The 9738-nt window shown below is 69.7% G+C and carries 7 protein-coding genes and 1 pseudogene; 2 read left to right on the forward strand and 6 right to left on the reverse strand.

Annotation, left to right across the window (positions count from 1 at the left end):
- Window positions 1-32 precede the first annotated feature (32 nt).
- Window positions 33-773: a Tellurium resistance gene (locus AE652_RS17860; protein WP_049652604.1), complete on the reverse strand. Its 741-nt coding sequence runs from the start codon at window positions 771-773 to the stop codon at window positions 33-35.
- Between the two features lie 329 nt (window positions 774-1102).
- Between AE652_RS17860 and AE652_RS17865 the strand changes: the two genes are divergently transcribed.
- Entirely contained in the window at window positions 1103-2248 is a 1146-nt protein-coding gene (locus tag AE652_RS17865; RefSeq protein ID WP_049652606.1) for a DUF2637 domain-containing protein, read from the forward strand.
- 99 nt (window positions 2249-2347) lie between these two features.
- Here the strand turns inward: AE652_RS17865 and AE652_RS17870 are convergent, their stop codons facing one another.
- From AE652_RS17870 to AE652_RS17890, 5 genes and pseudogenes are all read right to left on the reverse strand, one after another.
- Window positions 2348-3448, reverse strand: coding sequence for a DUF475 domain-containing protein (locus AE652_RS17870; RefSeq protein WP_049652607.1), 1101 nt, complete (start codon window positions 3446-3448; stop codon window positions 2348-2350).
- A 147-nt stretch (window positions 3449-3595) separates the two neighbouring features.
- On the reverse strand, window positions 3596-4174 hold the full coding sequence (locus AE652_RS17875) for a TerD family protein (RefSeq protein ID WP_049652609.1): 579 nt from the start codon (window positions 4172-4174) through the stop codon (window positions 3596-3598).
- Between the two features lie 227 nt (window positions 4175-4401).
- Window positions 4402-5011, reverse strand: a pseudogene (locus AE652_RS17880) (TerD family protein).
- 232 nt (window positions 5012-5243) lie between these two features.
- Window positions 5244-5702: a peroxiredoxin gene (locus AE652_RS17885; RefSeq protein ID WP_049652612.1), complete on the reverse strand. Its 459-nt coding sequence runs from the start codon at window positions 5700-5702 to the stop codon at window positions 5244-5246.
- A gap of 241 nt (window positions 5703-5943) precedes the next feature.
- Window positions 5944-6387 carry a DUF3052 domain-containing protein gene (locus AE652_RS17890; protein ID WP_049652614.1) on the reverse strand — a complete coding sequence of 148 codons (444 nt, stop codon included), beginning with the start codon at window positions 6385-6387 and terminating at the stop codon, window positions 5944-5946.
- Window positions 6388-6904: 517 nt separating this feature from the next.
- Between AE652_RS17890 and aceE the strand changes: the two genes are divergently transcribed.
- Window positions 6905-9571, forward strand: coding sequence for a pyruvate dehydrogenase (acetyl-transferring), homodimeric type (aceE, locus tag AE652_RS17895; RefSeq protein WP_049652616.1), 2667 nt, complete (start codon window positions 6905-6907; stop codon window positions 9569-9571).
- The last annotated feature ends 167 nt before the right edge of the window (window positions 9572-9738 follow it).

Genomic DNA, 9738 nt, shown 5'->3' on the forward strand with positions numbered 1-9738 from the left:
CCTCCGCCGTGGAACCGCCGCGCCCGCCGGCGTCAGTCGCCCTTGTACCCGCGCTGCCACTGCATCCCGAACCCGTACAGCCGGTCGATGTCCGCCTGGAACCCGTTGACGTACCGCACCTCGCGCCGCACCGTCAGCTGGTTGTCCCCCGCGTTCTCGATCAGCACCACCGCGCAGGAGCGCGCCGCCCGGGCCCGCTCCTCCAGCTTGATCTCGATCCGCGGCCCGGTCTGCGGCACGATCGTGACCACCGCGTGCGACTGCTCGAAGGCCGGCGTGCCGTCGTAGATGTAGACGAAGATCAGCAGCCGCTTGAACTTGTCCTTCTTCTCCAGGTTGACGTACATCGTCTCGCCGGACGGCGCCCCGTACTGGTCGTCGCCGCTGAGCTTGATGTACGGCGCGTTCTGGAGGTCGCCGAAGAGCCCGCCGAGCGGCTGCACCACGCCGGTGCTCCCGTCGGAGAGCTCGTACATGCAGGCCAGGTCGAGGTCGACGTTCATCGGCTCGCTGTTCTGCGGCGAGTCCGGGTCCTGCGGCCGCAGGATCCGCGGGCTGAAGAACCGCTTGACGGACTCCCGGGCGCTCGGCCGGCGGGAGCCCCCGGCGCTCATCGTCCAGTGCAGGTTGACGTAGAGGTAGCCGGTGGTGGCGGCCGACCCGGTGATCGCGTGCTGCGGAGTCGACTTGGTGAGTATGACCTTGTGCTGACCGCCGGGGTTGTCGAAGGTGTAGCTCTTGTCCCCGCGCAGGTACTCCCAGATCGAGACCATGCCGTCCTCTCCCCCTGCTCCCGCCAGGCGTTCTGACGGTCCGCCGACCAATGATCGGGCATCGGCCCGGCCGTCGGATACCCCGTCCACCCCTCCCCTATCCAACCGGCGGGTCGATTGGCAGGAGGAAGCCGCCCTCCCGTAACATGCCGCCCCTTCGGACGCGATATCGTCTAGCCGCACAGGCGTCCCGTCCGCCCCTGCGCGGGTGCGGCGGGCATGCCGTGCGGCGACGAACCGACCGTCAGGCGGTGCCCGTACAGCGGGCCCTGACCACCTGTGTCGCGCTGTGATCCTGTCCCCTGCGGAAACCCGAGGCCCGACCCGCAATGAACCTGACCTCCATACAGCTGGTCTGGACCGTCATCGGCGGCGCAGCCCTGCTGTTCGTCGCCGTCCTGCTGGCGACGCTGCGTTTCAAGAGCTCGAAGAAGGACGAGTCCGGCGACTCCTGGGAGCGCAGCGAGGAGCGCCGCCGGCGCAAGGAGATGATCTACGGCATCTCCTCGTACACGCTGCTGTTCTGCTGCGCCGGCGTCGCCGCGGCCCTCTCCTTCCACGGCCTGGTCGGCTTCGGCAAGGAGAACCTGGGCCTGTCCGGCGGCTGGGAGTACCTCGTCCCGTTCGGCCTGGACGGCGCCGCGATGTTCTGCTCGGTGCTCGCCGTCCGCGAGGCCAGCCACGGTGACGCCGCGCTCGGCTCGCGCCTGCTGGTCTGGGTGTTCGCGATCGCCTCGGCCTGGTTCAACTGGGTGCACGCCCCGCGCGGCGTGTCGCACGACGGCGCCCCGCAGTTCTTCTCCGGCATGTCGATCTCGGCGGCGATCCTGTTCGACCGCGCGCTGAAGCAGACCCGCAAGGCCGCGCTGCGCGAGCAGGGCCTGGTGCCGCGCCCGCTCCCGCAGATCCGCATCGTCCGCTGGCTGCGCGCCCCGCGCGAGACCTACGCGGCCTGGTCGCTGATGCTGCTGGAGAACGTCCGCAGCCTGGACGAGGCGGTCGAGGAGGTGCGCGAGGAGCGTCAGGCGAAGCTGGACGCCAAGGCCCGCGCCCGCACCGCCGACCGCCGCGAGCGGGCCGAGCTGAAGGCCATCTCGCGCCAGGGCGGCATGCTCGCCCGGGGCCGCGGCGGCCGCCAGGTTCCCGCCCTCACGGCTGCCGGAGACGGCCCGAGCGCTACGGAGCCTGCCCTAGCCGCGGAAACCGACGCCACCACCTCGACCTCCCCGGCCTCGTCGTACGCGGACTCGCACCGGTCCGCCGACTCCTTCGAGCCGGCCGCCCTGGACGCCGGCCGCCGGCCGCGCGCCGCCGTCGGCTCCTCGTACGCGTCCTCCTCGTACGCGTCCTCCGGCACCGGGTCGTCCCGCAGCGACTCGACCATCGACCTGACGGCCGACGACGACACCCTGTCGATGCCGAAGCTGGACTCGCTGGAGCGCAAGCTGCGCGCGATCGAGCAGCAGCTCGGCTGACCGGGCGTCCCCCGGGGACAACCAGGAAGCACGGGAAAGGCCGCCCCCGGGAGACCCCGGGGGCGGCCTTTCAGCTTGTCCTGCGGACCTCGTGGGCGGCTACTTGCCGCTGCCCACCAGCTCCGGTTCCTCGTCCTCGCCGGCGCCCTCGCGCCGGTTGCGCAGGATCGACGAGCCGAGTGCCAGTCCGATGAAGGCGACGCCGATCAGGCCGGTGACGATCTCCGGGATGTGGAACTTGATGCCGACCAGCAGGATCGCCGCCAGCGCGCCGATCGCGTAGTGCGCGCCGTGCTCCAGGTAGACGTAGTCGTCCAGGGTGCCCTTGCGGACCAGGAAGACGGTCAGCGAGCGGATGTACATCGCGCCGATGCCGAGGCCCAGGGTGATCTGGAAGATGTCGCTGGAGATGGCGAACGCGCCGACCACGCCGTCGAAGGAGAACGAGGCGTCCAGGACCTCCAGGTAGAGGAAGAGGAAGAACGCGGCCTTGCCGCCGACCTGCATGATCGACTTGCCGGACTTCTCCGCCTCCTCCTCGCGCTCCTCCTCGGCCTCCAGGCCGGATTCGAAGATCGACGAGAGGCCGTTGACCGCGAGGTAGGTCACCAGGCCGAGGACGCCGGCGAGCAGAACGGTTTCCGCGTGCTCCCCGGCGAAGAAGTTGGAGGCCAGCAGCAGGGCGACCAGGGCGACGACGGTGGAGAAGGCCTCCAGCTTGCCGACCTTCTCCAGCGGGCGCTCGATCCAGGACAGCCAGTTGTAGTCCTTCTCCCCGAGGATGAAGTCGAGGAAGATCATCAGCAGGAAGACGCCGCCGAAGGCCGCGATGGCCGGGTTGGCCGCCTCCAGGTACTGGCCGTAGGTGAGGCCGTCGTGGGTCTTGTCGGAGTGCAGCGCCAGGTCGATGACCGTCGTGGGGTTGAGCTTCGCGGTGAGGCCGACGACCAGCAGCGGGAAGACCAGGCGCATGCCGAAGACCGCGATGAGCACACCGACGGTCAGGAAGATCTTCTGCCAGTACGGGTTCATCCGCTTCAACACCGTGGCGTTGACCACCGCGTTGTCGAACGACAGGGAGATCTCCAGGATGGAGAGGATCAGCACGATGCCGAAGCCTTGGGCTCCCCAGAGCAGTCCGGCCGCGACCAGGCCGATGGCGGTGATCGCGAGCGACCAGCCGAATGTGCGGAGGAACACGGGAGTTGGCTACCTTTCGGGTTTTGGCCGTGCCGGGGTCGGCCTCGTACCCGAGACGCCCTGACCGGGCCGGGCCCGGTCAGGCCACCCCCGCACTGCCCTCTGTTCTCATGATCGGGTCGGGTGCGATAAGTCCGATTTCCGCCCTTACTGTACGTTCACGCCGAAGTCGAGCGCGATGCCACGCAGGCCGGAGGCGTACCCCTGGCCCACTGCGCGGAACTTCCACTCGCCCGCGTAGCGGTACAGCTCGCCGAAGATCATCGCGGTCTCGCTGGACGCGTCCTCGGACAGGTCGTACCGGGCGATCTCCTGGCCGTCGACCGAGTTGACGACCCGGATGTAGGCGTTGCGGACCTGACCGAAGTTCTGGAGCCGCGCCTCGGCCTCGTAGATCGAGACCGCGAAGATCACCTTGTCGGCCTGCACCGGGACGAGGTCCAGGTTGACCTCGACCACCTCGTCGTCACCCGTGTCGTCGCCGCCGGTGAGGTTGTCGCCCTGGTGCTCCACCGAGCCCTCGGGGCTCTTGAGGTTGTTGTAGAAGACGAAGTACTCGTCACCGAGCACTCGCCCGCCACCGCAGATCAGGGCGCTCGCGTCGAGGTCGAACGGGGCGCCCGTGGTTGAACGGGCGGACCAGCCGAGGCCGATCCGAACCTGCGTCAGGTTCGGCGCGGCCTTGGTGAGCGAGACGTTGCCACCCTTGGCAAGCGTGACCACCATGACGTTCTTCCTCCCTTGCTTCTCCCGGGGCGCCATCCAGGTGTAGTCCCCCGCGGCCCCGGCCGACCGGCTTTGGTCGGCTGAACTTCCTGAACTCACATCCTCGCAGCGCCGCGGACCAGCACGGCACCGGGTCGGACGAAGCCGGGGCGGCCCCGGACCACGGAGGTCCGGGGCCGCCCCGGGAGAACGGCGCGCAGCCCGCGCCGCAGGGCGCCGGCGACGGCTCAGACGTTGACGCCGAAGTCCTTCGCGATGCCGCGCAGGCCGGAGGCGTAGCCCTGGCCGATGGCGCGGAACTTCCACTCGTTGCCGTTGCGGTACAGCTCGCCGAAGACCATCGCGGTCTCGGTGGTACAGCTCGCCGAAGACCATCGCGGTCTCGGTGGAGGCGTCCTCGGAGAGGTCGTAGCGGGCCAGCTCCGAGTTGTCGGCCTGGTTCACCACGCGGATGAACGCGTTGCGCACCTGGCCGAAGTTCTGGCTGCGGGTCTCGGCGTCGTAGATCGACACCGGGAAGACGATCTTCTCCACGTCCGCCGGGACACCGGCCAGGTTGACCTTGATCGCCTCGTCGTCGCCCTCGCCCTCGCCGGTCAGGTTGTCACCGGTGTGCTCGACCGAGCCGTCCGGGCTCTTCAGGTTGTTGAAGAACACGAAGTTGCCGTCCGAGGCGACCTTGCCCTGGGCGTTGCACAGCAGGGCGCTGGCGTCCAGGTCGAAGTCCGCACCGGTGGTGGTCCGGACGTCCCAGCCCAGGCCGACGACCACGGCCGTGAGGCCGGGTGCCTCCTTGGTGAGCGAGACGTTGCCGCCCTTGCTGAGGCTGACTCCCACTAGTCCTCCAAGAATCGGGAGGCACGTCCAGTGGTGCCCCCGGTGGTGCGGTCCGGGGCGGCGGGGGGCCGATCGGCCCCCGCGTCCCACCCCGCCAACGGCCCGAGCGTAGTACGGGGTTCCCGCCCGCACCCCTGATCAGGCCGGACACGGCCCCACGGCACCCGGCCGGCGGGCGCCGAAGGGGCCCGGCGGGCGCGCCCGGGACGCGTCCGGGGCCCCCGGCGGGGCCTCAGAGCGCCGCGAGCACCTTCAGGTACTCCTGCTCGTCCCGGGCGTCCGGGAGGCCGTTGACGACGCTCCAGCGCACCGCGCCGGCGGTGTCGACCACGAAGGTGCCGCGCAGCGGGCAGCCCCGCTCCTCGTCGAGGACGCCGTACGCGCGGGCGACCTCGCCGTGCGGCCAGAAGTCGGCCAGCAGCGGGAACTCCAGGCCCTCCCGGTCGGCGAAGACCCGCTGGGAGAACTGGGAGTCGCAGGAGAGCCCGAGCACCTGCACGGTGTCGTTCTGCAGGCCCGCCAGCTCCCGCTGGATCGCGCCCAGCTCGCCGGTGCAGACACCGGTGAAGGCGAACGGGTAGAAGGCCAGGACGACGTTCTTCCGGCCGCGGAAGTCGGAGAGCCGGACGGACTCGCCGTGCTGGTTGCGGAGCTCGAAGTCCGGAGCCTGGGTGCCGACCTCGATGGCCATGAACGGGACCTTTCTGACGCGAGCGCGCCGCGCGGCGGGCGCGGCAGGCCACATCCTCGCATTCGTTTACGGCCGTTCCGCCGAACGGATGAGGCGGGCGGCCGCGGCCCGCCGCGTTCGCCGTCCGCGAACGGGCCGGTCCGGAGCGCCGGCCGGGCCCCGGGCGGGCGGCGGGCATGCAGCGGGCCCCGCCGGAGGGGGTTCCTCCGGCGGGGCCCGGTGCGGGGACTTCAGAGCCCGCTCAGCGCTTTCCGCCGCTCTGCTTCGCCGTGGACTTGGTCGCGAGCCGGGTGGCCGCCCAGTCCTTGACGATGTTGATCGAGCTGGTCTGGGAGAGACCGGCGGTCTTGGCCGAGTCGTTGATGTCGGACGCCTCGATGTGGCCGTCCCGCCCGGTCTTGGGCGTCATCAGCCAGATGAGGCCGCCCTCCGCCAGGTACTCCAGCGCGTCGACGAGGGCGTCGGTGAGGTCCCCGTCGTCGTCGCGGTGCCACAGCAGGACGGCGTCGGCGACGTCGTCGTAGTCCTCGTCGACGAGATCCGTCCCGGTGAGCTCCTCGATGCCTTCGCGGAGGTCCTGGTCAGTGTCTTCGTCGTACCCCAGCTCCTGGATGATCTGGCCCTCTTCGAAGCCGAGACGGGTCGCCGGGTTGGACTTGTCCGCGGGGTCCGCGGTCGCGCTCACGGGAATAACCTCCAGTATTCGGCTCGGCATCCATGCCGAGGCTGTGGCCGTAGTCCACACGGGCGCGGCGGTTCGCGCAAGTACCCGACCCCCGATCCCCTCCAAAGGTTGACGTGTCGCACCGGAACACGCCGTGGGACGTGTCGGGAATCACACCGATTTGCCCTTTTCTGCATGGTCCGAGGATGCTTCGGGTGGTCCCGGCCCACAGGCCGTACGTGTGCCCGAGATGCGAACGGCATTCGGGGTCCGCGCGTGCGCGGGCGTAGAGTCTCCTGTTGGCCCTCACCCCGGCCGCCCGCCATCGGGCGGACGGGACACCAGGTCGGACCACCTCTTTTCGTAACACCCGGGGGTGTGCGGAGCGGACGGAGACGCCCGCACCGCGCACCACCAGACCGGACCGCCCACCGGGCGCGACGGTTACCGATCGGTAGAGATGACGGATCTCCGAGCGCGGTAGCACGATGGAGGCGGCGCGACACACCTCAGTTTCGACCGACAGTGAAGGAACAGCGTGGCTTCCGGATCCGATCGCAACCCGATCATCATTGGCGGCCTTCCGAGTCAGGTCCCGGACTTCGATCCCGAGGAGACCGCGGAATGGCTGGAGTCGCTCGATGCGGCCATCGACGAGCGGGGGCGTGAGCGTGCCCGTTACCTGATGCTGCGGCTGATCGAGCGCGCCCGCGAGAAGCGTGTCGCCGTGCCCGAGATGCGCAGCACGGACTACGTCAACACCATCGCGACCAAGGACGAGCCGTTCTTCCCCGGTAACGAGGAGATCGAGCGGAAGATCCTCAACGCGACCCGGTGGAACGCGGCCGTCATGGTCTCCCGGGCGCAGCGCCCCGGCATCGGCGTCGGTGGCCACATCGCCACCTTCGCCTCCTCCGCGTCGCTCTACGACGTCGGCTTCAACTACTTCTTCCGCGGCAAGGACGCCGAGGGCGAGTCGGGCGACCAGATCTTCTTCCAGGGTCACGCCTCCCCCGGCATCTACGCCCGCGCCTTCCTGCTGGACCGGCTCACCGAGCAGCAGCTCGACGCCTTCCGCCAGGAGAAGTCGAAGGCCCCGTACGGCCTCTCCAGCTACCCGCACCCGCGGCTGATGCCGGACTTCTGGGAGTTCCCGACCGTCTCGATGGGCCTCGGAGCCTTCCTCGGCGACGGCGAGATGGACGAGCCCGAGTCGCTCGGCCAGCTCTCGCTGGCCGCCCGCGAGGGCCTGGACAACCTGACCTTCGTGGTCAACTGCAACCTGCAGCGCCTGGACGGCCCGGTCCGCGGCAACGGCAAGATCATCCAGGAGCTGGAGTCCCAGTTCCGGGGCGCCGGCTGGAACGTGATCAAGCTGGTCTGGGACCGCTCCTGGGACCCGCTGCTCGCGCAGGACCGCGACGGCGTCCTGGTCAACAAGCTGAACACCACGGTGGACGGCCAGTTCCAGACCTACGCCACCGAGACCGGCCAGTACATCCGCGAGCACTTCTTCGGCGGCGACCTGCGCCTGCGCGCCATGGTCGAGAACATGACCGACCAGCAGATCCAGCACCTGGGTCGCGGCGGCCACGACCACAAGAAGATCTACGCGGCGTTCAAGGCGGCCCGCGAGCACAAGGGCCAGCCGACGGTCATCCTGGCGCAGACGGTCAAGGGCTGGACGCTGGGCCCCAACTTCGAGGGCCGCAACGCCACCCACCAGATGAAGAAGCTGACGGTCGAGGACCTGAAGCGCTTCCGCGACCGGCTGCACCTGCCGATCACCGACAAGCAGCTGGACGAGGGCTACCCGCCCTACTACCACCCGGGCCGCGACTCGGAGGAGATCCAGTACATGCACGACCGCCGGGAGGAGCTCGGCGGCTACGTGCCGACCCGCAAGGTCCGCCCGCGGAAGCTGGAGCTGCCCGGCGACGACGCCTACAAGGCGGTCAAGAAGGGCTCCGGCAACCAGACCATCGCCACCACCATGGCGTTCGTCCGGGTGCTCAAGGACCTCATGCGGGACAAGGGCATCGGCAACCGCTTCGTGCCGATCGCGCCGGACGAGTACCGCACCTTCGGCATGGACTCGCTCTTCCCGTCGGCGAAGATCTACAACCCGCTCGGCCAGACCTACGAGTCGGTCGACCGGGACCTGCTCCTCGCCTACAAGGAGTCGCCGACCGGCCAGATGCTGCACGACGGCATCTCCGAGGCGGGCTGTACCGCCTCGCTGATCGCCGCCGGCTCGTCCTACGCCACCCACGGCGAGCCGCTGATCCCGGTGTACGTCTTCTACTCGATGTTCGGGTTCCAGCGCACCGGCGACCAGTTCTGGCAGATGGCCGACCAGCTGGCCCGCGGCTTCGTGATCGGCGCCACCGCCGGCCGCACCACGCTGACCGGTGAGGGCCTGCAGCACGCCGACGGCCACTCGCACCTGCTGGCCTCGACCAACCCCGGCGTCGTCGCGTACGACCCGGCGTACGGCTTCGAGATCGCGCACATCGTCCAGGACGGTCTGCGGCGGATGTACGGCTCCAGCGCCGAGCACCCGCACGGCGAGGACGTGTTCTACTACATGACCGTCTACAACGAGCCGATCAAGATGCCGGCCGAGCCGGAGAACGTGGACGTCGAGGGCATCCTCAAGGGTCTGCACAGGTACGCGCCGGGCACCGCGGGCCAGATCCCGGCCCAGATCCTCGCCTCCGGCGTGGCCGTGCCGTGGGCCCTGGAGGCCCAGCGCATCCTCGCCGAGGAGTGGAACGTCAAGGCCGACGTCTGGTCCGCGACCTCCTGGAACGAGCTGCGCCGCGACGCGGTGGAGGCCGAGGAGTTCAACCTGCTGCACCCCGAGGAGCAGCAGCGCGTGCCGTACGTCACCCAGAAGCTCCAGGGTGCCGAGGGCCCGGTCGTCGCGGTGTCCGACTGGATGCGCGCGGTGCCGGACCAGATCGCCCGCTGGGTGCCGGGTCAGTACCAGTCGCTGGGCGCCGACGGCTTCGGCTTCGCCGACACCCGTGGCGCGGCCCGTCGCTTCTTCCACATCGACGCGCAGTCGGTCGTCCTGGGTGTGCTCACCGAGCTCGCCAAGCAGGGCAAGATCGACCGCTCGGCGCTGAAGGACGCGATCGACCGCTACCAGCTGCTCGACGTGACCGCGGCCGACCCGGGCGCCGCCGGCGGCGACGCCTGACCGGCCGGTAGGCACTGAGGCACCGAGGGGCCGGACCTCCCATACGGGGGTCCGGCCCTTCGCCGTCCGTCGTGTTCTTGACCCTCACACCGGTGTGAGGTCCTGGGCCTGTCGTCGAACTCCCGTCGTCCGCCCGGAGGGCGGGCGGGGCGGCGTTGGGGTGCGTG

The sequence above is a fragment of the Kitasatospora sp. MY 5-36 genome (assembly GCF_001182915.1).
Classification (GTDB): domain Bacteria; phylum Actinomycetota; class Actinomycetes; order Streptomycetales; family Streptomycetaceae; genus Kitasatospora.